We start from the raw sequence: 22,449 nt of genomic DNA, 5'->3' as shown, positions 1-22,449 counted from the left end.
AAAAGAAGGCGCCCTGCGGGGCGCCTTCTTTCGTTACTGGCTACGCATCAATGAGTCAGAGTCTTCTGCCCGTTGATCTGAATGCGTTTTGGCTTGGCCTCTTCCGGCACCAGCCGCAGCAGATCGATGTTCAACAGGCCGTTTGCCAGCGCAGCGTTTTGCACTTCGATGTGATCGGCCAGACGGAACGACAGCTTGAACCCACGCTGGGCAATGCCCTGATGCAGGAAGGTTACGTCTTCAGCCGCTTTTTCGCGCTTGTTTCCGGTGACGGTCAGCACGCCCTTTTCGACCTGCAACTCCAGGTCTTCTTCCTGGAAACCCGCAGCCGCGATGACGATGCGGTATTGGTCGTCTGCGTGTTTCTCGACATTGTAGGGAGGATAGGTGCTGGCCGACTCATTACGGGCCGCCGACTCGAACAGGTCGTTGAAGCGGTCGAAGCCCACGGAAGAGCGGAAAAGTGGAGCCAGAGAAAATGCGGTAGTCATGTGAATCTCCTGATAATCAGCAAGTGTTTGTCTCCGCGACCCGACTTCGGCATCGCGTAATCCCTAGATAGGGACAGTCACTTCTGTTTCAAGAGTCGCTATGAAATTTTTTTCAGGCTGCTTCTGACTGGCTGACACCGAGCATCTGGCCTATCCGCTCGCAGTCGGTCTCACGACGCAAGGAATCGAACAGCACAGTGGCTTCGGGGTAGCTCTTGGTCAGCAGCACGACCCACTGCTTGAGCCGACCTGGAGCCTGGACGCGGGTCATCTTCGCCAGTGCTTGCAGCCAAAAGTGCCGAAGTAGGGGTTGCAGCTCTTGCCAGGTCATCTCGACAACCTCCCGCCCCGCCTCCGCTGCAGCGATCTGCCGCCCCAGATCCGGGCGCGCCACCAGACCGCGGCCGATCATGATGTCCCGGGCGCCGCAGATTTCGCGGCAGCGGCGCCAGTCGTCGACCGTCCAGATCTCGCCATTGGCGATGATCGGGATCTTCACCACGTCCTGAATCTTGCCGATCCATTCCCAGTGCGCTGGCGGCTTGTAGCCGTCGACCTTGGTCCGCGCGTGAACCACGATATGCTCGGCGCCGCCCGCTTCCAGCGCCCGCGCGCAATCCAGCGCAGGCTCGGTGCTGTCGTAGCCCAGGCGCATCTTGGCGGTGACTGGAATGTGCGCAGGTACCGCACGCCGAACATGGCTGAGGATCGAGTGCAGCAGTTCCGGCTCCTTGAGCAGCACTGCCCCGCCCCGCGACTTGTTCACGGTCTTGGCCGGGCAACCGAAGTTCAGGTCGATCACGGGCGCGCCCAGTTCGGCGGCGAATGCGGCGTTTTCCGCCAGACACACTGGATCGGAGCCGAGCAGCTGCACGCGCAACGGCACGCCCGCGCGGGTCTTCGAGCCGTTGAGCAGTTCAGAAGCGAACTTGTGGAAGTAGTGCTCGGGCAACAGACGCTCGGTCACCCGGATGAATTCGGTCACGCACCAATCGATGCCGCCGACCTGAGTCAGCACATCGCGCAGTATGTCGTCGACCAGGCCTTCCATGGGCGCCAGAGCAATTTGCATGGGGTCACACTCGAAAAAAGTCCGGCAGTTTACGCAGTGGCGACTGGATTGTGAACGGGCCGCGCGTCAGGAAACGGCCAACTGTAAGGCCGGTCCATAACCCTCGATGAACTCGGTCGGCATGCGCTTGGGCTTGCCGGTGGACAGTTCGATGCAGACGAAAGTGGTTTGCGCTCGCAGCAGCGTTACGCCATCACTGGGACGCTTGAGCTGAAAGCGCCGGGTCATCTTCAGGCGCTGATCCCAATCGACGATCCAGGTCGCCAATTGCAACTCGTCATCCTGATAGGCGCTGGCCAGGTAATCGATCTCGTGCCGGACCACTGCCATCGCCCGATCCAGACGCCGATACTCGGCCAGGTCCAGCCCCAGGACTTGCGAATGACGCCACGCGCAGCGCTCCAGCCAGGTGACATACACGGCATTGTTGGCGTGCCCCAATCCATCGATGTCGTCCCCACCGACCTGCAGGTCGATGACGAACGGCGTTGCCAGATCCCAGACCATCCTCGTTCCAGCTCCTCATGAATACATTCGCGAGGCAGTGTAACCAAAAGCGTCGGACGATGGTTTCGATCTGACCTGAACGCCTCACTGCATGGCCGACTTTGCAGCTCGCAGCACCCGGTCGGACAGCTCGTTAGGCCCCAATGCGCGGGCCAGCGCAAGTCCGCCGAGCATCAGGGCGATGTCAGCCAGGGTCTTGTCGGTTTCTTCGGGGCTTGAAGCCAGTTGCGCGACCATCAGTTCGATGTGTTCGGACAAGGCGCCACGGAAATCGTCCGACAGACGCGCCATCTCCCCGATTGCGGTGGGCAATGGACAGGCGTGCTCTTCGGCGTCCCGGTGCTTGCGCGATAGATAAAACGCCGCCAGCAAGGCCCGGCGCTCGTCACCCGGCAGTCGATCGTCGATCTTCGCGACCATCTCGCGACGCTCGCCGAGCAATTGGTTGAAAGCCTCCAGCATCAGGGCCTCCTTACTGTCGAAATGCGCGTAGAACCCGCCGACCGTCAACCCTGCTGCGCCCATGATTTCGTTGACGCTGGGCTCCACGGGACCGCGCGCAATCAGTGCTGCGCTGGCAGCGCCGAGAATGCGTTCGCGGGTTTGTGCTTTTTTGTCGTTCATGTCCGCCTCCGGGATGATGGCAGTAATATTATCTGCATCATCTGGGATGGCAAGGGCGACGACCGATGCGGGCTACGGCCCCTGTAGCAGCATAGCTTGCGGCGGTGGCGTCGTTGAAATCGCCACCGCCGACAAGCCTTACTGCTAAAGAACCGGGTTTCGGTCAGAAAGGCGTTCAGGTCTAAGCGACTGAATCAAGGCGGGAAAATAAAGCCCCAAAAAAACAAAAGGGCCATTCAATAATCGAATGACCCTTGGTCTCGCAGAGCGAGAAATCGTGGCGTCCCCTAGGGGACTCGAACCCCTGTTACCGCCGTGAAAGGGCGGTGTCCTAGGCCACTAGACGAAGGGGACGCAAAACCTTCAATCGAATCCGCCAATTACTTCTCGACGAATCCTGGCAAATTTGGTGGAGCTAAGCGGGATCGAACCGCTGACCTCCTGCATGCCATGCAGGCGCTCTCCCAGCTGAGCTATAGCCCCAGATTTAGCGCCTCGCGGCGGAGATTAACCTTGCGGCGACTCTCGGTAAAACTGGCGTCCCCTAGGGGACTCGAACCCCTGTTACCGCCGTGAAAGGGCGGTGTCCTAGGCCACTAGACGAAGGGGACGTAACCCTTTGTGTACCTGATCGGTGCTGGTTCCGACTTGCGGTACAAACTTCAAAGCAGTGTAGCCAACCTTGAAGCTTCTAAATTGGTGGAGCTAAGCGGGATCGAACCGCTGACCTCCTGCATGCCATGCAGGCGCTCTCCCAGCTGAGCTATAGCCCCACATTACACTGACACATCACACTGCGTTGTCGCCGTGTTTCTGTGTTGCCGTGTGGACGGGGCGCATATTAAGTGCGACCCGGATACCTGTCAAACTTTTTTTAAACATATTTCAAAAGAATTTTCCGGGATAACAATCACTTACCGCCCTCCCCCGCAAGGCCCGGAGATCATTGGCCGTTGCGCGGTCCAGTGATGGGACGCACAACGACCGCACATCACTCAGCCGATGGCGCCAAGCAGCTTTTCCCATTCTTTGTTTTCTTTCTTCGACACGCCGCCCAGCAGGTCCAGCGCCTGACGCAGACGGTAACGGGTCAGGTCCGGGCCGAGGATTTCCATGGCGTCGGTCACCGAGACCGAATTGGCCTGGCCGGTAATCGCGGCAAACATCAGTGGCATGGCATCGCGCAGCTTGAGTTGCAGATGCTCGACCACCGCCTGAATGCAGCCAGTGATGCTGTCCTTTTCCCACTGACGCAAGGATTCGAGTTTCCACAGAATCAGCTGCATCACCTGACGCACTTGCTCGGGCGAAAGCTTCTTGTGCTCGAACAATTTCACGTCCGGGTTCACGCCACCGGCGAAGAAGAAACCGCCCAGCGGCGCAACCTGGCTGAAGGTTTCGACGCGTCCCTGTACGTGCGGCGCGATCTTCATCATGTAATCGCTGTTGAACGCCCACTTCTGCACCCGCGCGGCAAACTCCTCGACCGGCAGTTCACGCAGCCACTGGCCGTTGAGCCAGGACAGTTTCTCGATATCGAAAATCGGCCCGCCCAGGGAGACGCGGTTCAGGTCGAAGTTGTCGACCATTTCCTGTAGAGAAAACTTTTCGCGCTCGTCCGGCATCGACCAGCCCATGCGGCCCAGGTAGTTGAGCATCGCTTCAGGCATGAAACCCATGCGCTCGTAGAACGTTACCGAGGTCGGATTCTTGCGTTTGGATAGCTTGCTCTTGTCCGGGTTACGCAGCAGCGGCATGTAGCACAGTGCCGGTTTTTCCCAGCCAAAATACTCGTAGAGCAGAATCAGTTTCGGTGCCGATGGCAGCCATTCTTCGCCGCGCAGCACGTGGGTGATGCCCATCAGGTGATCGTCGACGACGTTCGCCAGGAAGTAGGTCGGCAGGCCATCGGTCTTCATCAGCACCTGCATGTCCATGCGGTCCCACGGGATTTCGACTTCGCCACGCAGGATGTCCGGCACCACGCACACGCCTTCGCTCGGGACCTTCATGCGGATCACATGCGGCTCGCCCGCGGCCAGACGGCGCTCGACTTCTTCCTTGGAGAGCAGCAGCGCGCGACCGTCATAACGCGGGGTTTCGCCACGAGCCATCTGTTCGGCGCGCATCTGATCCAGTTCTTCGGCAGTGCAGAAGCATGGGAAGGCGTGGCCGGCGTCGACCAGTTGCTGGGTGTACTTCTTATAGATGTCACCGCGCTCACTCTGACGATACGGGCCGTGCGGGCCACCGACGTCCGGGCCTTCGCTCCATTCGATGCCGAGCCAGCGCAGTGCGTCGAAAATCTGTTGTTCGGACTCGCGGGTCGAGCGCAGCTGATCGGTGTCTTCAATGCGCAGGATGAATTCGCCACCATGCTGCTTGGCAAAGCAGTAGTTGAAGAGTGCGATGTAAGCCGTGCCGACGTGGGGGTCGCCGGTAGGCGATGGCGCGATGCGGGTACGAACGGTGGTCATGGAAAATTCCGAATAGGTCGAACAGGCCGCGAATCTTAACAGGCGCAGCCCTCGCGGCTCCAGCATCGGAACGAGCAGAGGCCAGATTCGTGCGGGCGGGGATGCAGCATAGTCGGCGCACAGCGTTGGGTCGGAAATGAATACTCAATCATCAGTTCCAGTCATTTTTACGACGATGGCTAGGTGCCAAAGTCAATTTGCTGATAAATTTCCTTACATTCCAATAATCCAGAACAACCATGCCTGCCCAACTCAAACGCCGCCTGCTCATCTTTTTCGTGGTGGTCTTGCTGATCGCCCTCGCCTTTCTCGCCGAATGGTATTTAAAAGGACGTTTTTACGAAACTACCGACAACGCTTATGTTCAGGGGGAAATCACCCGGGTTTCGAGCCAGCTTGGCGCTCGGGTCAGTGAGGTGTTGGTGCAAGACAACCAGCATGTGGAAAAAGGCCAGTTGCTGGTGCGCCTGGAGCCGGACGATTTTCGCCTGGCTATCGATCGCGCTCAGGCGACGCTCGCCACCCGCGAAGCGGAACGTATGCAGGCGCAGAGCAAACTGACTCAGCAATCAAGCCTGATTGCCGCCAGTGACGCGCAGGTGCAGGCCAATCAGGCAACCCTTGGGCGCACCCAGCTTGATCTGGCGCGCCTGCAAAAGCTGCGCACCCCGGGCTTCGTCTCGGAAGCACAAGTCACCACCATGACCGCCGACAGTAATGTGGCGCGCTCACAGGTGGCCAAGGCCCAGGCCGATGCCCAGAGTCAGCGCCAGCAGGTCAATGCCCTGAACGCCGAAATCAAGCGTCTGGATGCACAGATCGCCACTGCTCGCGCCGACCTGTCTCAGGCTGAAATCAATCTGAAGCGCACGCAAATCCATGCCCCCATCAGCGGCCTGATCGGTCAGCGTGCGGCACGCAATGGCCAATACGTGCAGGCTGGCGCCTATCTGCTGTCGGTGGTACCCGATGAGGACATCTGGGTGCAGGCCAATTTCAAGGAAACCCAGATCGAGCACATGGAGATCGGCCAGTCCGCCGAGCTGACCTTCGACAGCTTCCCCGGCACGCCGATTCAGGGCCGGGTGAATAGCCTGTTCGCCGCATCGGGGGCACAGTTCAGTCTGTTGCCGCCCGACAACGCCACCGGCAACTTCACCAAGGTCGTGCAGCGTATTCCGGTGAAACTGACGTTCGAGCCCGATAACCCGCTGCATGGCAAGATCCGTCCGGGGATGTCGGTGACCGTCTCGGTCAACATCAAATCCAACGACAAAACCGGTGACGACGCACAAAATGGCCGGTGATGATCTGCTCCGCCCGGTCGGCGAACCGTCCCGACGCGACTGGATCGCGGTGATGAGCGTGATGCTGGGCGCCTTCATGGCGGTGCTCGACATCCAGATCACCAATTCCTCGCTCAAAGACATTCAGGGCGCGCTGTCGGCGACTCTGGAAGAAGGCTCATGGATTTCGACCTCTTATCTGGTGGCGGAAATCATCATGATCCCGCTCACCGCATGGCTGGTGCAGTTGCTTTCGGCGCGTCGGCTGGCGGTGTGGGTGTCGCTGGGCTTCCTGGTGTCATCCCTGCTCTGCTCGATGGCGTGGAGCCTGGAAAGCATGATCGTGTTCCGCGCCATGCAGGGCTTCACCGGCGGCGCGCTGATTCCGCTGGCGTTCACGCTGACCCTGATTAAATTGCCGGAACATCACCGCGCCAAGGGCATGGCGCTGTTCGCCATGACTGCGACCTTCGCACCCTCCATCGGCCCGACCCTGGGCGGTTGGCTAACGGAAAATTTCGGCTGGGAGTACATCTTCTATATCAACATCCCGCCAGGGCTGGTGATGATCGCCGGTCTGATGTATGGCCTGGAGAAAAAAGCGCCACACTGGGAACTGCTCAAGAGCACCGACTACGCGGGCATCGTCACATTGGGCGTAGGTCTGGGATGTCTGCAGGTGTTTCTCGAAGAAGGTCATCGCAAGGACTGGCTGGAATCGAGCCTGATCGTCACGCTGGGCAGCATCGCCCTGCTCAGCCTGATCACCTTCGTCATCATCCAGTTCTCCAAACCCAGACCGCTGATCAATTTGGGCATTCTCGGTAATCGCAACTTCGGCCTGTCGAGCATTTCCAGCCTCGGGATGGGCGTTGGGCTTTATGGCTCGATCTACCTGCTGCCGCTGTATCTGGCGCAAATCCAGGGCTACAACGCCCAGCAGATCGGCGAAGTGATCATGTGGATGGGCGTGCCGCAGCTGTTTCTGATTCCGCTGGTGCCGCAGTTGATGAAGATCATCTCGCCCAAGGTGCTGTGTACGCTGGGGTTCGGGCTGTTCGGCATTGCGAGTTTTTCATCCGGGGTGCTCAACCCCGATTTCGCCGGGCCGCAGTTCAACCAGATCCAGATCATCCGCGCGCTGGGCCAACCGCTGATCATGGTCACCATCTCGCTGATCGCCACTGCGTACATCCTGCCCCAGGACGCCGGTTCCGCATCGAGCCTTTTCAATATCCTGCGCAATCTGGGCGGCGCCATCGGCATCGCCTTGCTGGCTACGCTGCTGGACGCACGGACCAAGACCTATTTCGACTACCTGCGCGAATCGGTGTCTGCGGCCAACCCGCAGGTCGCCGAGCGCATGGCGCAACTCACCGATCGCTTGGGCAACGAAACCGCAGCACTGGGCAAACTCAGCGAAATCGCCCACCAGCAGGCCGCGATCATGGCCTACAACGACGCCTTTCATTTTGTCGGCCTGGCCCTGGGCATTAGCATGCTGGCGGTGATGCTGACCAAAAAGCTGCCGAGCGGAGTCAAGGACGGTGCCGCGCATTGATGCTCTTCCCGCAAGACGCGGCCAGAATCAAAAGCCGCGAGTCGCCGCCCCGCTCCCATCCCTCATCCCAGACGCAGCACGATCGCGCCGAGCGCGATGATGCAGGCCGCGACAATGCGAATACGCGGCAGATGTTCTTTAAGCACCAGTGCCGAGATCGCCACACCGAACAGAATTGACGCTTCTCTCAAAGCTGACACCACCGCGACCGGTGCCTCAGTCATCGCCCACAGCGCCAGGCCGTAGGATGCCGCCGTTCCGAAGCCGCCGACGACTCCAAGCCGCCAGTTACGGGCGACGTAGGTGCAGAACGCAGCTCGATGGCTTGCCAGCGCCCACGCAGCGAGAGGGATTCCGGTCAGCAGAAATATCCAGAGGGAATAGGCCGCAGGTGCCCCGGATCGACGTACGCCCAGACCGTCGATCAAGGTATAACCGGCGATTACGCAGGCATTGATCAGGGCCAGCACCACACCCTTTCTCTGACCAACCGGTGGACGGCCCGCCATGCACAGGATGCCGAGGCAAATGATGGCAATGCCGGTCCACGCCAATGCAGACAAGGTTTCCGGGAACAGCATCAGGCTCAAAGTCGCAACCAGCAAAGGCGCGGTGCCACGCATGATCGGATAGGTCTGGCTCATGTCCGCGATCCGATAGGTCGTTGCCACCAACACGAAATACAGCACTTGGAAAACCACCGACAGAGCCAGGAATGGCCAGCTTTCTTTAGCGGGTATCTGAAGGAAAGGAATGACAACCAAGGCAATCACCGCCGCCACCGAGGTGATCGTGCAGGTGGTCAGCAGCTTGTCCCCGCCACCCTTGACCACGGCATTCCAGGACGCATGCAGTATCGCGCCCAGCATGATGATTGCGAACACTTCCAGACTCATGAAATGGCGTTCCCGACGCACCAGGGGGGGTGCAAGGGTAGCGACTTAACGCGATGTGCGAAACCGTTCATCGCTTCGGATCGCAGGCGTATTCGAAGGCCGATCTCTGCCGATCCGGGCGCTTGGGGGTTCTGGATTCGGTCACATCGGGGATGGAATCAAGATTCAGATCGATCTGATCATCAGGCGCATGGCGGGGTCTGAAGATCATGTCGGCTGAGGTTCGGTGAGCATCGATGAGGGTGCTAGAGTGCAGTCACTACGCGCATCACCTTCATTACTGCTGCTTACCGGAGATACATCTGATGAAAATCGGTTTCCTGGGTCTTGGCAACATGGGGCAGGCCATCGCGGCCAATCTGTTGATAGGCGGGCACGAACTGGTGGTCTGGAATCGCTCGCCGCAAGCGACCGAGCCGCTGGTTGAACTCGGCGCCAAAGCCGTTACGGAGCCGGCGCAGGCAGTCGCCGTCGATGTGCTGTTCAGCATGCTCGCCGACGACAAGGCGCTGCGTTCGGTGTTGCTGGATTCCGGGCTGTTGAAGCAGCTCAAGGCACCGCTGATCCACGTCAACATGGCGACGATTTCGGTGGCCTTCGCTGATGAGCTGGCCGGACTGCACGACGCTCAGGGCATCAGCTACATCGCCGCTCCCGTACTCGGCAGGCCGAATGTCGCCGCAGCGGCACAACTGAACATTCTGGCTGCCGGCCCTGCACAGTCCATCGATCAGGTCCAGCCGTTGTTCGATCTGATCGGGCGCAAAACCTGGCCACTGGGCGAGAAGGCATCGGCCGCGAATGCGATGAAACTGGCGGCCAACTTCCTGCTGGTATCGGCGGTGCAGGCCATGAGCGAAGCGGCGGTGCTGGTGAGCCGTCACGGCCTGGAGTCGAAGGATCTGGTGGACCTTGTGTCGAACACCATCCTCACAGGCCCAGTCTATTCCGGCTACGGCGCGTTGATCGGGGAACGCCGCTATGAACCGGCCGCGTTCAAAGCCGTGCTCGGGCTCAAGGATGTCGACCTGGTCCTCGCCGCGGCCAGTCAGGTATCGGTGCAAATGCCCACCGCCGACCGGGTCCGCGCCAACCTGCAGGACGCGGTCGAACACGGCCAGGGCGAGATGGATCTTGCGGTGCTGGCCGAGGTTGAGGAGCGGCGCAATCCGCGGTGATCGAGGCAGCCTGACACCAGCGCATTTGCCACTGTCGCACAGCTCCAGTACTCCCGTAGGTTCAACGGCGCTTCACGTGCTCAGGCTGATGCAGTCCCGGTAGCAATACGGCTTGTTGGCGGCACCGATCCCAGAACGCCACCGCCGGCAAGCCATACCGCTACAGGATTCGCGGCAGCAGCATTTCCATTGGTCGTACTGGCTTACACCAGATACTTGTTGAACCACGCCACGGTCCGATCCCAGGCCAGCCTGGCAGCGGCGTCGTCGTAACGCGGGGTCGAGTCGTTGTGAAAACCGTGGTTGGTGCCCTGGTAGATATGCGCTTCATAGGTCTTGCCCGCAGCTTTCAGCGCTTGCTCATAAGCAGGCCAGCCATCAGTGATGGGCTTGTCCAGCTCCGCATAGTGAAGCAGTAGCGGCGCCTTGATCCGGCCAACGTCCTCGGCCTTCGGTTGCTTGCCATAAAACGGTACAGCCGCCGCCAGCTCCGGGTAGGCCACAGCGGCGGCATTGGCCACGCCTCCGCCGTAACAGAAGCCGGTGATGCCCACCTTGCCGGTTGAAGCGTGATGGGCCATCAGCCATTCAATGGCCGCGAAGAAGTCATTCATGAGTTTTTCCGGGTCGACCTTCTGCTGCAGTTCACGCCCCTTTTCGTCGTTACCGGGATAACCGCCGACCGAGGACAGACCATCGGGTGCCAGCGCGACGAACCCGGCCTTGGCAACCCGTCGCGCCACGTCTTCGATATACGGATTGAGACCGCGGTTCTCATGCACCACCAGTACTGCGGGCACTTTGCCGCTCGCTTTCGCCGGACGCACCAGGTAACCCCGCACCTGACCGTGGCCGTTGGGAGAAGGGTAAGCGATGTATTCGGCGATGATCTCAGGGTCGGTGAACTCAACCTGTTCAGCCAGCGCGTAGTCGGGACTCAACGACGCCAGAATCGCTGTCGCGGTAAGACCTCCCAGGGCGAACACCGCGGCACGGTCGAGGAACTCATGGCGGTTGATTTTGCCGTGGACGTAAAAGTCATACAGATCAAGCAACTCAGGGGCGAAATCCTTAGCGGTGAGTCGAGCCATCTGCGCACTTCCTCATCTATTGTCGGCTGTCATTGCGCTGCGAGGTCCGCGACCAGCCTATCGCCAGACCCAATAAGTTCCAGTAATGCATTGAGGCGCAGAAATCATTTGTAGCACAGTGTCGGGGATCGGCAAGATGGCACCGATAACCAGGTTCCTGCCGGAAGCGGCAGGCACGCCCAGGGACTGGATCGCTTCTGGCAGAAGGCCGTAGGAGCATGCTGGCGGCGGGGCGATTGCAATTGGCTCCGCCGTCGGCAAGCCATGTTGCTACAGATATCGCGTCAGCCTCACCACAGGAATTAACATGACCTCATCGCGCGCGATCATCTTGCAAGGCGTGGCATTGGCAGTGCTGGCGACGCTGAGTTGGGCGTGCAATTTCATCGCGCCTTACGTGCTGCAGGGCTACAGCATCCAGGACTTCATGCTGGTGCGTTTCTTGATGGCCGGCCTGCTGGGCGCGGTGTTGCTGCCGTTCTACCGCGCTCAGTTACGCGGTCTGCGCCCCAGGCAATGGCTGACCGGCATGGGCCTCGGCGTGTTGGGTTATCTGGGCTACAGCAGCTGCATCGCTGGCGGTGTGATCTACGGCGGGCCCCTGCTGATCGCTGCGTTCATCGGCACCGTGCCGGTATTGCAGGCCTTGCTTGGCAATGCGCAACACCGGTCGCTGCGCTGGGGTCAGCTGGCAATGCCGATCGGCATGCTGGGTCTGGGGCTGATGCTGATCAATCTGCAACTGCTGCATGAGCCGAACGGAGTCGGTACCCAGATGTGGGTGGGGCTGGCGTTTTCTCTGGCCGCGGTGCTGCTGTGGCTGTCGTTCAGCGTGGTCAATCAGGCAGCGATAGAGCATCTGCATACCAGCGCCACTACGGCCTGGACCTGCCTGATGATGATCGGCGCAGGTCTCGCTGCCCTGATACTGACGCCGCTGGCCTGGATGACTAACCTGCTGCGACTGCCGATCCTGGGTGTCGCGACGCCGGATGCGCTGCACCTTTACGCCTGGGCCTTTATGATCGCCCTGCTGTCCTCGGTCATCGGCGCCGGGGCCTGGAACCTGGCTTCGCGACGCCTGCCGATGGTGCTGTCGGGCCAGTTGATCGCGCTGGAGTCGTTCTTCGCCACGGTGCTCGGGCTGGCCTTTCACGGTCGTTTGCCGAGCCTGGTCGAAGGCATTGGTCTGGCATTGATCCTGTTCGGCACGGTGTACTCGGTGCGGGTCATTCTTGCGCCGACTCGCAATGCCGATGAACATCCCGTAAACCTCTGAGGACTCCCGCGCCGAGGATCAAACCGCAGTACTTGCAGGAGCCGGATTGCTGGCGAATCGGGGGTCAGATACACATCTTTCGGCTGACACCCCGCTTTCGCTGCCGTCGTAACCTCCGATGTCTCCTATAAGGATTGCGGCGTGTTTGAAAAGTGATCGCTTACAGGTCATTCAGGACCGAGCAAAAAATTCCCCGGCCGCGCTGCTTCGCCCGCCTCGAGCACCGGCACATGGGCTTCGTCCTTCAGGCTCACCCCCGACAACTGCCGACGCCAGGCCTCGCGCATCAGGTACAGCAATTTATGCGCGGCCATCGCATAGCTCATGCCTTCAAGCCGTACGTTGGAGATGCAGTTGCGCGCAGCGTCGTTCAGGCCAATCCGTGGCGCGAAAGTGAAGTACAAACCGAGGCTGTCCGGCGAACTGAGGCCTGGGCGTTCGCCGATGAGGATCACCACCATCCGCGCCTTGAGCAGTTCAGCGACTTCATCAGCCACCGCGACCCGACCCTGCTCCACCAGCACCACCGGCGTCAGGCTCCAGCCCTCGGCCGCTGCCAACTGGTCGATCCGTTCAAGCATTGCCGGGCTGTGGCGCTGCACCGCCAATGAAGACAACCCGTCGGCGATCACCACCGCAAGGTCGAAGCCCTCGGGATGCGCCTCAACGTAACTGCGCAATTGCTGTGCCGAATCCGCCGACAAGCGTCGCCCCAGATCCGGTCGTTGCAAGTAGGTGTTGCGGTCCGGCGCCGAGCTTTGAAGCGTAAGGGTTTCACGTTGACGGGCGTTCAGTTGTTCGCTCAATGCAGCATGATCGAATGGCAGATGCACCGCATCGCGGGCCTGTGCATGGGCGAACTGAAAATCCAGCTGTGCGGCGGTCGGCAGGCTGGTCCCGGCATGCCCCAGGGCGATGCGCGCCGAAGTCAGCGAACGCAGCTGACGCCAGGCATCGGCCTGAGCCGGTGATTTGCTGTGGTCATCGCTCATGGTCATATCCTCATTTCAGCTGCGCCAGCGCCTGGCGGAAGAGCGGCGGCACACCCTGCCCCAGCCGCACGCCGCCGTCATCCTGACGCAGAATGTCCATGCGCATCAGCCACTCTTCAAACTCCGGCGCTGGGCGCAGACCAATCGTCTTGCGTGCGTACAAGGCGTCGTGAAAGGAGGTGGTCTGATAGTTGAGCATCACATCATCGGACCCCGGAATGCCCATGATGAAGTTGATCCCGGCGACCCCGAGCAGCGTCAGCAGCACGTCCATGTCGTCCTGATCGGCTTCGGCGTGGTTGGTGTAACAGATGTCGCAGCCCATGGGCACGCCCAGCAGCTTGCCGCAGAAGTGGTCTTCAAGTCCGGCGCGGATGATCTGCTTGCCGTTGTACAAATATTCCGGGCCGATGAAGCCGACCACGGTGTTGACCAGAAACGGATTGAAATGCCGGGCCACGGCGTAGGCGCGGGCTTCGCAGGTTTGCTGATCGACGCCATGATGGGCGTTGGCCGACAGTGCGCTGCCCTGCCCGGTTTCGAAATACATCAGGTTGTTACCCAGCGGCCCGCGATTCAGACTCAGGCCCGCTTCGTACCCTTCACGTAGAATCTCCAGGCTGATACCGAAGCTGCTGTTGGCCGCTTCGGTGCCCGCTATGGACTGAAACACCAGATCCAGCGGCACGCCCTTTTCGATAGCCGCCACCGACGAGGTGACGTGGGTCAGCACGCAGGTCTGGGTCGGAATCTCGTAATGACGAACCACACCGTCGAGCATCTTCAACAGCTCGCTGATGGCGCTGACGCTGTCGGTGGCCGGGTTGATGCCGATCATCGCGTCGCCATTGCCGTACAACAGGCCGTCTAGCACGCTGGCGGCGATGCCCGCAGGGTCATCGGTCGGGTGGTTGGGCTGCAGGCGCGTCGACATTCGCCCGCGCAGCCCCACGGTGTTGCGAAAGCGTGTGACCACGCGGATCTTCTGCGCCACCAGCACCAGATCCTGCACGCGCATGATCTTCGACACCGCTGCCGCCATTTCCGGGGTCAGCCCCGGCGCCAAGGCCTTGAGGCTGGCTTCGGTGGCATCGTCGCCCAACAGCCAGTCGCGCAAACCGCCAATCGTCAGATGACTCACCGGGCTGAAAGCCGCCAAATCGTGACTGTCGACGACCAACCGTGTGACTTCATCTTCTTCGTAGGGGATCAGCGCCTCATTGAGAAAGCGCTTGAGCGGCACGTCGGCCAGGGCCATCTGCGCCGCCGCACGTTCGGCGTCACTGGTGGCGGCGACCTCGGCCAGGAAATCGCCGGAACGCGCAGGACTGGCCTTGGCCATGAGCTCCCGCAGGCTGTCGAAGCGCCAGACCATGCCACCGATGCTGTGGGCGAAGCTCATGGGCAATCTTCCTTCTATCGATCAACGTGATTAACCGGCCACTGCAACAACCGGACCGCGACTGCGTACCAACATGCAGAACAGCGTGCCCAGCGCCATCAGGCAGACAAAGATGCCGCAGATCACCAGATTGAACCAGACCATCGCCATCAGGCAGACCACAGCCAGCACCAGCGCGATGCCCGGCACGATCGGATAACCTGGCGCACGGAAGCTGCGTTCCAGATGCGGTTCGCTGCGACGCAGCTTGAACAAGCTGAGCATACTGATGATGTACATCACGATAGCGCCGAATACCGACATGGTGATCATCGCGGCGGTCAGGGTCATGCCCTGCAGGTTGACCAGACCGTCACTGAGAATCGCCGCGATGCCGATGACGCCACCGGCGATGATCGCCCGGTGCGGGGTCTGGAAGCGCGACAGTCTGGCCAGACTCGGTGGCAGGAAACCCGCGCGGGCCAGGGCGAAGAACTGCCGGGAGTAGCCGAGAATGATGCCGTGGAAGCTCGCCACCAGACCGAACAGGCCGATCCACACCAGCATGTGCATCCAATTGGAGTTGTTGCCTACCACCGCTTTCATGGCCTGAGGCAGTGGGTCGTTGATGTTCGACAGCGCGCGCCAGTCACCCACGCCACCGGCAAAGATCATCACGCCGATCGCCAGCGTCACCAAGGTCACAATGCCCGCGACATAAGCGCGAGGGATCGTGCGTTTCGGATCCTTGGCTTCTTCGGCAGCCATGGCTGCGCCTTCGATGGCGAGGAAGAACCAGATCGCGAAAGGAATCGCCGCGAAGATGCCGCTGATCGCTGGCAGGCCGAACGTGTCGGAACCGGCCCAGCCGCCCAGCACAAAGTTGCTGAAGCTGAAGCCCGGCGCGACCACCCCCATGAACACCAGCAGTTCGGCGACGGCCAGCACCGTGACAACCAGTTCGAACGTTGCGGCAATGCTGACGCCGAGGATGTTCAGGGTCATGAACACGATGTACGCGCCGATGGCCGCAATGCGAGGGTCCAGCGACGGGTACTGCACGTTGAGGTAGGCGCCGATCGCCATGGCGATGGCTGGCGGTGCGAAGACGAATTCGATCAGGGTCGCGAGGCCGGCGATCATTCCGCCGGTCACCCCGAAGGCGCGCAGACTATAGGCGAACGGCCCACCTGCGTTGGGGATGGCGGTGGTCAACTCGGTGAAGCTGAAGATGAAGCAGGTGTACATCACGGCCACCATCAGCGTGGTCACCAGAAAGCCCAGGGTGCCAGCGGTGCCCCAGCCATAACTCCAGCCGAAATACTCGCCGGAAATCACCAGACCCACGGCCAGCCCCCATAAATGCAGGGTTCCCAATGTTGGTTTGAGTTGTGAAACAGTCATGTCTGTGCACCCCGGTAGCCAATCGACGGTATTTGCCTGACGTCGAGCATAGCCACAGCTGCGCGGCCAAGGCTTGACCGTGCAGAGCGCGGGTTGTCCTGTGCGGTCAAGTTTTGTGGGTATTTGCATAGCTGCGCCACGCTGGAGCGTGCAATGACGGATATGCGTTATCTCAGGTCATGATCGGGCGGGGTGGCACCTGACTACCCAACGCTGCGTTTGCAGATTGGGTCGTTGAGTAGCAAATTTGCAGCGTTAGCTGTGACCTTCGTAACGAAGAATCATGTGGGAGCGAGCTTGCTCACGAAGGGACCCCGACATCCGACACCTCATCCAGGGCTGCACCATAGCATTCATGGGCAAGCTCACTCCCACGGTTTCGGGCGTTGCCGAGCTTGCCAATCCAGGCTCAAGTCGTGACAAGGTATGACATTTGCTTGAATTAAATTCATACAGATCCTGAAGGCCGTTCACCCAATGCTTCAGACGCTCATGCCAAGCGCTGCTCCCAACACCCCTGCCGCCAGCAATCGCGGTGTGTTGTCGGCTGCCGCCAATGGTCTGGATGGCTTTATCGTGCAGCACGGCGGTGACCTGGATCGGGTCTTTGGCCGCTCCGGCATCGACCCCGAGCAACTGCTGCATCCGACCCTCAGCCTGCCCCTGACCAATTACTGCAAAGTACTGGAAGAAGCCGCGCGGCAGACCGGCTGCGACAATTTCGGCCTGCACTACGGACAACAGTTTCAACCACAGGCCTTGGGGTTGCTTGGCTACATAGGCCTGTGCCCGGCAACGCTGGAACACGCGCTGATCAACTTCTCCGAAGCATTCCCCTTTCATCAGCACAGCACGCTGATCGAGCTAGTGGATCAGGGCGAATGTTACCGCTTCGATTACCAAGTGCGGCATGGCGCGATCAACGAACGCCGTCAGGACGCCGAGCTGACCATGGGCATGGCGCTGAATCTGGTACGCCATGTGCTGGGCCCGGAATGGGCGCCTCGGCAGGTCGCTTTCGAACATGCAAGGCCCCAGGACTGGCACGAACATCGCGACGCCTTCCAGGCTGACGTGCAGTTCGCTCAGGGCTGCAATTCTCTGCTGATTCCCAAATGCGAACTCATCGACAAGGTCATGCCCGGCAGCGACCCGATCCTGCTGATGCTGATCAAGGACGCGATTCGCCAGCTAGGTAATACCGGCAGCGGCGTCAGCAGTGAAGCCGGCCTGCTGGACCGCGCCCGCCAGACCATCTTCGCCACGCTGCATCTGGGCGAGCCCGCGCTGGACGAGATCGCCCATCACCTGGGCCTGTCCGAATGGGCCTTGCAACGTAAATTGCGCGACTACAGCCTGAGCTTTACGCAGCTGGTAGACCAGATCCGCCAGGAATCGGCCATCGCCCACCTCAAGCAACAAAACCTCAGCGTCACCCAGCTCGCCTCGATGCTCGGCTACTCGGAAACCAGCGCCTTCTCCCGAGCGTTCAAACGCTGGTTCGGGGTAAGTCCGAAGCAGTGGCGCAGTGCGGCTATCGCCGCTCAGTAAATCCCGAGGCTTGAACGCCGACCTACTGTACAAGCCGGCTTGCTGGCGAACGGCGGTGGGTCAGCCAACACCTCCATCACTGGCCCACCGCGTTCGCCAGCAAGCCGGCTCCTACGGCCTGCGGCCAGAATTAAAAGCGAAAGTCACACCAAATCTACGACCTGATGGGACTGGAGCAGCAACCCCGACCCGCAGCTGTTGACCAATTGAAAGGCGTGGTGGATGCACCGAACGCAGAAGCCTTACGGCTCGATCTCAATATCCAACAACGCCGCCCCCAGCGCCTTGCCGTGAGCATCCAGCGCGAGGGATCGGGTCACCCCGCCTTTGAGGATCCCCGGCAAGACGAAATTGAGCGCCTGCACATTCGGCAACTCATACCGCCGCACCGACCCCGCCTTGGGGTCCAGCAGCTGCGCGAAATGCGCTGCCACGCGCTCGGCCGTCAGTTGATCGCGCAGGCGTGAGTAATCCTCGGCCTTGAAGGCGATCACCGAGATATTCGACGTATCGCCTTTGTCCCCGGTCCGCGAATGGGCCAGCTCACGCAATTTGACCGCACTCACGATGCGTCCTCCAGATGAACCTGCGGTGTGACGGCATCCCTGGGCAGTAACAGCGATGCCACGGCCACCACCTGGCGTACGCTCTTGGTCGCTCCGCCACCGCCATAAGGGCCGTTGGTGTAAAGGGTTTCCACTTCGTTGCCGATGCGCACTGCTTCGGATTTATCGGCGCAGCGGCCAGCTACCCGCAGGCGCACTTCCCAAGGTTCGCTGGACGTACGCGAGCCCAAATCAGGACCGTGCAGCGAATCGACTCCGATCAACTCGGCGCGCACGTCGTCGAAGACCACGCCGATCATCTTCAGCCGCTCAAGCACCACCTCCCGCGCCAGCTGCGCCCGAGCCAATGCCCTGGGGCCGCCATAGGAGATCTGCCCCTCGCCAATCCAGCCGTCGAGATAACCCACGGAGACTTTCAACGTCTGTGGGCGCTCTCGGCCATCGGCACCCTCCGCACGCACCTGATCGGGCGCGACGACGCTGAACGAGACGTCGGAAAAATCCGCGGTCACGTCGGGCGTCAGATAGGCCTTGGGATCATGCACTTCATAGATCATCTGCTCGGTGCAGGTTGCGGTGTCGATACGTCCGCCGGAACCCTGCACTTTGCTGATCACCGCCCTGCCCTCGGCATCGACCTCGGCCAGCGGGAAGCCCAGACGCGCCAGATCCGGCACATCCTTCACGCCGGGATCGGCAAAATAGCCACCGGTAATCTGCCCCGCGCATTCCAGCAGATGGCCGATCAGCGTGCCGCGCCCCAACCTCGTCCAGTCGTCCTGCGCCCAACCGAACTCAAACAACTGCGGCGCCAGAAACAGCGAAGGGTCGGCCACTCGCCCGGTGATCACCACATCGGCATCGGCCTGCAAGGCCTGGACAATCCCTTCGGCGCCCAGATACGCATTGGCCGACACCAGACGCTCACCCAGCGATTCGACTGTCGCGCCGTTATCCAGCAATTGCTCGGGATTCAGCTGCGTGAGCACGTCATCCCCCGTCAGAGCCGCGACTTTCAAGCCAGGCAGTCCAAGCTCCATCGCAATCCGCCGCACTTCCCGCGCCGCCGACAACGGATTGGCCGCCCCCATGTTGCTGATCACCCGCAGACGTCTTTGCCCGGCTTCACGTCCACGAGCTACGAACGGCAGCACCCGGCGCATGCGCTCGCTCAGCAGAGGATCGTAACCGGCCTCGGGGTTCGCCAGCCGCGCTTGTTGCGCCAGGGCGATGGTGCGTTCGGCCAGGCATTCGAACACCAGATAATCCAGCGCACCCTTGTCGGCCAGTTCCACGGCAGGCTCGATGCGGTCGCCCGAATAACCGGCGCCGGAGCCAATGCGTAAAATCTTCATTCAAAACACTCCCAGCAGCAGTGCGGAGGGTCATCAACACCGATGCGCCAAACAAAAACGGGATGGTGAAGCGTTGGTGATCGGCCAGTTCTACCTTGCACAGGCCCACCAGCAGGAAAGTCGCAGGGGTTAACGGGCTGACCGGGAAACCGGTGGTGTGTACGCCCAGCAAGGACGCCTGCGCCACTTGTAGCGGGTCGACACCCAGCGCGCGGCCGACTTCGGCGATCACCGGCATCACTCCGAAATAGAAGGAATCCGGGTCGAACAGCAGGCTCAGCGGCATGGACAGGAAGCCCACCATCATCGGAATCAGCTTGCCGTGCCCGGCGGGAATTTGCGCCACCGCCACTTCGGCCATGGCCTTGAGCATGCCGGTGCCCTGCATGATCCCGGTAAAAACCCCAGCCGCGAGCAGGATGCTGGCCATGGTCAGCGCGGTCTTGGCGTGAGCATCAATGCGTGCGCGCTGCGCGTCAACGTTGGGGTAATTGATGCATAGCGCCAGCACGGTGCCGACCATGAACATCACCACCGGATCGACCCAACCGGCGATCATCACAGCCATGACCACGATGGTCAGCAGCAGGTTGAGCCAGAACAGGCGCGGGCGACGCAGCACTTCTTCCTGCTCGGTCAACACACGTTCAGGCACCACATCGACCTTCGCGGCAGCCCCTTGAAGGCGGCCCAGCCCCAGGCGCTTCTCTTCACGACGTCCCAATAGCCAGGCGCTGATGAAGACGAAGGCCAGACCGACGATCTGCACCGGAATCAGCGGCTGGAACAGCTCGGCCACCGACACGTGCAGCGCTGCGGACGAACGCAGCACCGGGCCGGTCCATGGCAGGAAGTTAACGCCCGCCGCCATCGCTGCCACGCAGGCAAGAATCCGACGGTCGATGCCCAGTCGCGTGTACAGCGGCAGCATCGCCGGGATGGTCACCAGAAAAGTCACCGCGCCCGAGCCGTCCAGATGCACCAATAACGCCAGCAGAGCGGTACCGACGACAATCCGCGTAGGACGCGTGCCAACCGTGCGCAGGATGCGGTCAATGATCGGGTCGAGCATGCCAGCGTCGGTCATCACCCCGAAAAACAGGATGGCGAACACGAACATGCCGACCACGGGGGCGACGTTCTTGATGCCGGTGATGATGAAGCCGCTGGTTTGCAGGCCGAAACCACCGAGCAGCGCCGCGATGATGGGCAAGGCAATCAGGGCAACCAGAGGCGAAAGACGCTTGCTCATGACGGCGGCGAGCAAACAGAGAATGGTGATGACACCGAGGGTGGCGAGCATAGGCGGTCCTTGTCATTCCTGTCCGGCAGGCGGCGGAATGAGCTGTTGTTGTTTTCAGCGAGTATCGAAACGGGGGTAAGCTTTGTAAATTGAAATGTTTGCGGGCCTGCATTCGGAAAAACCGAATTTAATGTTGACGACGCGGAGCGTCGAGGAATGCATTCCCACGCAGAGCGGGGAACGATCAAACCCGCCCGCCGGTCCTGCGCGATCCCGTTGTAGCAGTCCGGCTCGCCGGCGGTGGCGATTTCAAGGCCGCTACCTCGGCAAGCCGTGCTGCTACAGAGCAACCATCATTCCGGCTTCTCCAAAGGAACAGCATGAAAAATTCGATCCAGCACATTCGCGCGTTCCTGGCCGTGGCCCACAGTGGCAGCTTCGCCAAGGCGGCGGTCGAGCTGAACCTGTCCCCTTCGGCCCTGACCGTGCAGATTCAGCAACTGGAAGAATGGCTCGGCGTAACCCTTCTGGAACGCAGCCCGCGTCAGGTCAGCCTCACCGCCGCCGGGCAGAATAATCGCGGACCGATGGAAAAACTCTTGCTCGATCTGGACAACATCGTCAGCGGCTCGCGGGATCTGGCGGCGTTGCGTCGGGGAGTCGTGACGATCGCTGCCTTGCCCTCCATGTGCTCGGGAGCGCTGCCGCCGATCCTCAAGTCCTTCCGCGAGCAGTTTCCGGGTGTCGAAGTGCGTTTGCGCGACGTGGTGGCGCAACGCATCGATGCGCTGGTGCGCGAGGGTGAGGTGGATTTCGGCCTGGGCGTGCGGGCACGGATGAGTCACGGACTGGATTTTCAGGTGGTAATGGTCGACCGGTTGAGCCTGTTCGTGCCACAGGAGCATCCGCTGGCGCTGCGTCGGTCGATCCCGCTGTCGCTGCTGGCCGGGGAACCGATCATCCTCACTGGCCGCGACAGCAGCGTGCGCGAGCGGGTCGAGCAATTGTTTGCCGAAGAAGGCTTGGCGCTGACGCCTGGACTGGAAGCGAACTACATGTCGACGGTCATGGCGCTGGTGCGTCAGGGCCTGGGGATGACTCTACTGCCCGAATCGGCCGACGAAGGACGGGGCGATCTAGTGCAGGTGCAGATCGAACATGCGGGAGTGAGTCGGGAGATTGGGTTGATCACGAGGGCGGGATTCGGGCTGAGCCCTGCGGCGGCCAAATTTGTCGAGGTGATGACGAAATCACTGACACCGCGCTCTGTGTAGGAGCCGGCTTGCTGGCGAATGCGGTGAGTCAGTTACAGATGCGTTGTCTGACACGCCGGGTTCGCCAGCGAGCCGGCTTCTGGAATGGATCTGCGTCGTAAATGGACCCCTCGTGCACTCAAGCGAGGTGATGACGAAATCACTGACACCGCGCTCTGTGTAGAAGCCGGCTTGCTGGCGAATGCGGTGAGTCAGTTACAGATGCGTTGTCTGACACGCCG

Annotated in this window: 18 protein-coding genes, 4 tRNA genes and 1 pseudogene; 6 read left to right on the top strand and 17 right to left on the bottom strand. The window is 60.8% G+C overall.

What is annotated here, in order from left to right:
- Positions 1–47: 47 nt before the first annotated feature.
- The 9 genes from ACRER8_RS07375 to gltX form a co-directional block, all read right to left on the bottom strand.
- Positions 48–491 (bottom strand): Hsp20 family protein, encoded by a 444-nt coding sequence (locus tag ACRER8_RS07375; protein ID WP_431745685.1) that lies wholly within the window; start codon positions 489–491, stop codon positions 48–50.
- 112 nt (positions 492–603) lie between these two features.
- Entirely contained in the window at positions 604–1,563 is a 960-nt protein-coding gene (locus tag ACRER8_RS07370) for a tRNA dihydrouridine synthase (RefSeq protein WP_431745684.1), read from the bottom strand.
- 66 nt (positions 1,564–1,629) lie between these two features.
- Entirely contained in the window at positions 1,630–2,070 is a 441-nt protein-coding gene (locus ACRER8_RS07365) for an acyl-CoA thioesterase (protein ID WP_431745683.1), read from the bottom strand.
- An 84-nt stretch (positions 2,071–2,154) separates the two neighbouring features.
- Positions 2,155–2,694 (bottom strand): TetR/AcrR family transcriptional regulator, encoded by a 540-nt coding sequence (locus ACRER8_RS07360; protein WP_431745682.1) that lies wholly within the window; start codon positions 2,692–2,694, stop codon positions 2,155–2,157.
- A 278-nt stretch (positions 2,695–2,972) separates the two neighbouring features.
- Positions 2,973–3,048, bottom strand: a tRNA-Glu gene (locus tag ACRER8_RS07355).
- A gap of 53 nt (positions 3,049–3,101) precedes the next feature.
- Positions 3,102–3,177 (bottom strand) — tRNA-Ala (locus ACRER8_RS07350).
- Between the two features lie 52 nt (positions 3,178–3,229).
- A tRNA-Glu gene (locus ACRER8_RS07345) sits at positions 3,230–3,305 on the bottom strand.
- 86 nt (positions 3,306–3,391) lie between these two features.
- Positions 3,392–3,467: transfer RNA gene (locus ACRER8_RS07340), tRNA-Ala, on the bottom strand.
- A 222-nt stretch (positions 3,468–3,689) separates the two neighbouring features.
- Positions 3,690–5,171: a glutamate--tRNA ligase gene (gene gltX / locus ACRER8_RS07335; RefSeq protein ID WP_431745681.1), complete on the bottom strand. Its 1,482-nt coding sequence runs from the start codon at positions 5,169–5,171 to the stop codon at positions 3,690–3,692.
- 239 nt (positions 5,172–5,410) lie between these two features.
- On the opposite strand from gltX, the gene ACRER8_RS07330 reads away from it, so the two are divergent.
- Both ACRER8_RS07330 and ACRER8_RS07325 read left to right on the top strand, forming a co-directional pair.
- Positions 5,411–6,478, top strand: a complete 1,068-nt coding sequence (locus ACRER8_RS07330; protein WP_431745680.1) for an HlyD family secretion protein — start codon at positions 5,411–5,413, stop codon at positions 6,476–6,478.
- Positions 6,479–6,527: 49 nt separating this feature from the next.
- Positions 6,528–8,018, top strand: coding sequence for an MDR family MFS transporter (locus ACRER8_RS07325; RefSeq protein WP_431745762.1), 1,491 nt, complete (start codon positions 6,528–6,530; stop codon positions 8,016–8,018).
- Between the two features lie 62 nt (positions 8,019–8,080).
- Here ACRER8_RS07325 and ACRER8_RS07320 read toward each other — a convergent pair whose 3' ends face one another.
- Positions 8,081–8,914, bottom strand: coding sequence for an EamA family transporter (locus ACRER8_RS07320; protein WP_431745679.1), 834 nt, complete (start codon positions 8,912–8,914; stop codon positions 8,081–8,083).
- A gap of 236 nt (positions 8,915–9,150) precedes the next feature.
- On the opposite strand from ACRER8_RS07320, the gene ACRER8_RS07315 reads away from it, so the two are divergent.
- Positions 9,151–10,092 (top strand): NAD(P)-dependent oxidoreductase, encoded by a 942-nt coding sequence (locus ACRER8_RS07315; RefSeq protein WP_431745678.1) that lies wholly within the window; start codon positions 9,151–9,153, stop codon positions 10,090–10,092.
- A gap of 203 nt (positions 10,093–10,295) precedes the next feature.
- Here the strand turns inward: ACRER8_RS07315 and yghX are convergent, their stop codons facing one another.
- Positions 10,296–11,183, bottom strand: a complete 888-nt coding sequence (gene yghX, locus ACRER8_RS07310) for a YghX family hydrolase (protein WP_431745677.1) — start codon at positions 11,181–11,183, stop codon at positions 10,296–10,298.
- Between the two features lie 307 nt (positions 11,184–11,490).
- Here yghX and ACRER8_RS07305 point away from each other — a divergent pair, with 307 nt between their 5' ends.
- The gene (locus tag ACRER8_RS07305; RefSeq protein ID WP_431745676.1) at positions 11,491–12,462 is read left to right on the top strand and encodes a DMT family transporter; all 972 of its coding nucleotides are present in this window, start codon (positions 11,491–11,493) and stop codon (positions 12,460–12,462) included.
- Between the two features lie 167 nt (positions 12,463–12,629).
- Here ACRER8_RS07305 and eutC read toward each other — a convergent pair whose 3' ends face one another.
- The 3 genes from eutC to eat are packed head-to-tail and all read right to left on the bottom strand — an operon-like array spanning position 12,630 to position 16,239.
- Positions 12,630–13,454: an ethanolamine ammonia-lyase subunit EutC gene (eutC, locus tag ACRER8_RS07300; protein ID WP_431745675.1), complete on the bottom strand. Its 825-nt coding sequence runs from the start codon at positions 13,452–13,454 to the stop codon at positions 12,630–12,632.
- Between the two features lie 10 nt (positions 13,455–13,464).
- Positions 13,465–14,856: an ethanolamine ammonia-lyase subunit EutB gene (locus tag ACRER8_RS07295; RefSeq protein WP_431745674.1), complete on the bottom strand. Its 1,392-nt coding sequence runs from the start codon at positions 14,854–14,856 to the stop codon at positions 13,465–13,467.
- Positions 14,857–14,886: 30 nt separating this feature from the next.
- Positions 14,887–16,239, bottom strand: a complete 1,353-nt coding sequence (eat, locus tag ACRER8_RS07290) for an ethanolamine permease (protein ID WP_431745673.1) — start codon at positions 16,237–16,239, stop codon at positions 14,887–14,889.
- A 477-nt stretch (positions 16,240–16,716) separates the two neighbouring features.
- On the opposite strand from eat, the gene qhpR reads away from it, so the two are divergent.
- Positions 16,717–17,790: an AraC-like transcriptional regulator QhpR gene (qhpR, locus tag ACRER8_RS07285; RefSeq protein WP_431745672.1), complete on the top strand. Its 1,074-nt coding sequence runs from the start codon at positions 16,717–16,719 to the stop codon at positions 17,788–17,790.
- A 242-nt stretch (positions 17,791–18,032) separates the two neighbouring features.
- On the opposite strand, the gene ACRER8_RS07280 is transcribed toward qhpR, so the two are convergent.
- The 3 genes and pseudogenes from ACRER8_RS07280 to ACRER8_RS07270 all read right to left on the bottom strand — a co-directional run bounded on the left by ACRER8_RS07280 (position 18,033) and on the right by ACRER8_RS07270 (position 21,014).
- Complete coding sequence (locus ACRER8_RS07280) at positions 18,033–18,356, bottom strand: AtuA-related protein (RefSeq protein ID WP_431745671.1); 324 nt, start codon at positions 18,354–18,356, stop codon at positions 18,033–18,035.
- Positions 18,353–19,711 carry an acyclic terpene utilization AtuA family protein gene (locus tag ACRER8_RS07275; RefSeq protein WP_431745670.1) on the bottom strand — a complete coding sequence of 453 codons (1,359 nt, stop codon included), beginning with the start codon at positions 19,709–19,711 and terminating at the stop codon, positions 18,353–18,355. Before ACRER8_RS07275 ends, ACRER8_RS07280 begins: the two co-directional genes overlap by 4 nt.
- Positions 19,712–21,014: pseudogene (locus ACRER8_RS07270) on the bottom strand (CitMHS family transporter).
- A gap of 320 nt (positions 21,015–21,334) precedes the next feature.
- Here ACRER8_RS07270 and ACRER8_RS07265 point away from each other — a divergent pair.
- Positions 21,335–22,228, top strand: coding sequence for a LysR family transcriptional regulator (locus ACRER8_RS07265; RefSeq protein WP_431745669.1), 894 nt, complete (start codon positions 21,335–21,337; stop codon positions 22,226–22,228).
- Positions 22,229–22,449: the final 221 nt, after the last annotated feature.

The organism is Pseudomonas sp. (assembly GCF_050739935.1).
In the GTDB taxonomy this organism is placed as follows: Bacteria; Pseudomonadota; Gammaproteobacteria; order Pseudomonadales; family Pseudomonadaceae; genus Aquipseudomonas.
The sequence above is the reverse complement of the archived record's forward strand: the minus strand, read 5'-3'. Positions and strand labels throughout refer to the sequence as shown.

Bases quoted from the DNA above. Each gene is read 5' to 3' on its own strand.
- ACRER8_RS07375 (WP_431745685.1), bottom strand. From the start codon at position 491: ATGACTACCGCATTTTCTCTGGCTCCACTTTTCCGCTCTTCCGTGGGC.
- ACRER8_RS07295 (WP_431745674.1), bottom strand. From the start codon at position 14,856: ATGAGCTTCGCCCACAGCATCGGTGGCATGGTCTGGCGCTTCGACAGC.
- ACRER8_RS07365 (WP_431745683.1), bottom strand. From the start codon at position 2,070: ATGGTCTGGGATCTGGCAACGCCGTTCGTCATCGACCTGCAGGTCGGT.
- qhpR (WP_431745672.1), top strand. From the start codon at position 16,717: ATGCTTCAGACGCTCATGCCAAGCGCTGCTCCCAACACCCCTGCCGCC.
- ACRER8_RS07275 (WP_431745670.1), bottom strand. From the start codon at position 19,711: ATGAAGATTTTACGCATTGGCTCCGGCGCCGGTTATTCGGGCGACCGC.
- yghX (WP_431745677.1), bottom strand. From the start codon at position 11,183: ATGGCTCGACTCACCGCTAAGGATTTCGCCCCTGAGTTGCTTGATCTG.
- ACRER8_RS07330 (WP_431745680.1), top strand. From the start codon at position 5,411: ATGCCTGCCCAACTCAAACGCCGCCTGCTCATCTTTTTCGTGGTGGTC.
- gltX (WP_431745681.1), bottom strand. From the start codon at position 5,171: ATGACCACCGTTCGTACCCGCATCGCGCCATCGCCTACCGGCGACCCC.
- eutC (WP_431745675.1), bottom strand. From the start codon at position 13,454: ATGAGCGATGACCACAGCAAATCACCGGCTCAGGCCGATGCCTGGCGT.
- ACRER8_RS07315 (WP_431745678.1), top strand. From the start codon at position 9,151: ATGAGGGTGCTAGAGTGCAGTCACTACGCGCATCACCTTCATTACTGC.
- eat (WP_431745673.1), bottom strand. From the start codon at position 16,239: ATGACTGTTTCACAACTCAAACCAACATTGGGAACCCTGCATTTATGG.
- ACRER8_RS07320 (WP_431745679.1), bottom strand. From the start codon at position 8,914: ATGAGTCTGGAAGTGTTCGCAATCATCATGCTGGGCGCGATACTGCAT.
- ACRER8_RS07360 (WP_431745682.1), bottom strand. From the start codon at position 2,694: ATGAACGACAAAAAAGCACAAACCCGCGAACGCATTCTCGGCGCTGCC.
- ACRER8_RS07305 (WP_431745676.1), top strand. From the start codon at position 11,491: ATGACCTCATCGCGCGCGATCATCTTGCAAGGCGTGGCATTGGCAGTG.
- ACRER8_RS07370 (WP_431745684.1), bottom strand. From the start codon at position 1,563: ATGCAAATTGCTCTGGCGCCCATGGAAGGCCTGGTCGACGACATACTG.
- ACRER8_RS07265 (WP_431745669.1), top strand. From the start codon at position 21,335: ATGAAAAATTCGATCCAGCACATTCGCGCGTTCCTGGCCGTGGCCCAC.